We start from the raw sequence: 1,152 nt of genomic DNA on the forward strand, positions 1-1,152 counted from the left end.
TGTCCATTACCCATTTGGCTCGAACATCTGGATGAGCATTCTTTGTCTCACCTTTCTCACCAAGAGAAGCACAACAAACACGTAACCAATACCAACCACGTTCACCCATTGGCTTACCTTCAGCACAATAGATAAGTGATTTAGACACATCATCACGTTGTTGATGAAGTTCACCATTGACTGCTGGATAAACACGACCACGGAAATCACAATGATGTGGGATATAGAATGCTGGATACTGAATAAACTTATCAGCTAACCCAATCACCTTATCAATGTCACGACGACGAGCAATAACTCCACGTTCATTTGCTTTAAGACGATGAGCTTCTTTACGATACTCATCAATCTGTTCTTTGGTTGGTCGTCCATCTGGGTTATTAACAACCAACTCCCTGAACTTCTGCTTATGCAGAACAAAAGGAACTTCAGTTAAAGCCCACGTCTTTCCATTCTCAATAAGAACACTCCCTACTGCGTGACTCGCTGATACATCTTTCAAGACCTGTAAGATATACTGGTTTACTTTCAAAGAAGTTTCTTGAATAATATTAACAGCTTCATATACATCAGGCATATCACATTTCACCTGACGTTTAACAATGTTACGATGTTTATAAGATGAGATGAATGGATGCTTACGCCCACCAACTGACCAATAACCACCACTGTTAAATGATGTCCAACGCTTTGGAGGGATAACCATTGGCATATAGTTTGGAGACAGTGAAGAAAGATGGAACCCTTCTTTAACAATCTCTTCTACCCATTGGTCATCAATAAAGATTTTCAATGTGTAATCAAACTTCTTGCCTGAGTTATTAGAACGGTTCTCAGTTCTGAATGCTCCATCAGTTCCAATCTTAATCAGGTTGATGAAGAAATATCCAACTGCAATCTTCTGCTCTGTTGTCCATTCTTTCCATTCAGGAATTACACCATCCTTAACTCGCTGTTCTTCAGCGCGTTTAACGAACTCACGCTTATGATGAGAATCACTACGTGTCTGCCACGCTTTCTCATAACGTTTCTTCCACTCCACTTCTGCCACTGATAACATTGGATAGAAGCGAACAGTATCTTCCACCACCTTACCAATGTAAGATGCGAAAGCTGTTGCTGCCATTTCTTTATCTTGAATGGCGGCTCCAA

General features: G+C 40.6%; 1 protein-coding gene. It reads right to left on the bottom strand.

From position 1 onward, the window contains the following. Positions 1-1,152: hypothetical protein (locus N1032_RS23500; RefSeq protein WP_259542780.1), on the bottom strand; the 1,152-nt coding region annotated here is incomplete at both ends.

Origin of the sequence: Herbiconiux daphne (assembly GCF_024979295.1) — a bacterium.
Classification (GTDB): Bacteria; Actinomycetota; Actinomycetes; order Actinomycetales; family Microbacteriaceae; genus Herbiconiux; species Herbiconiux daphnes.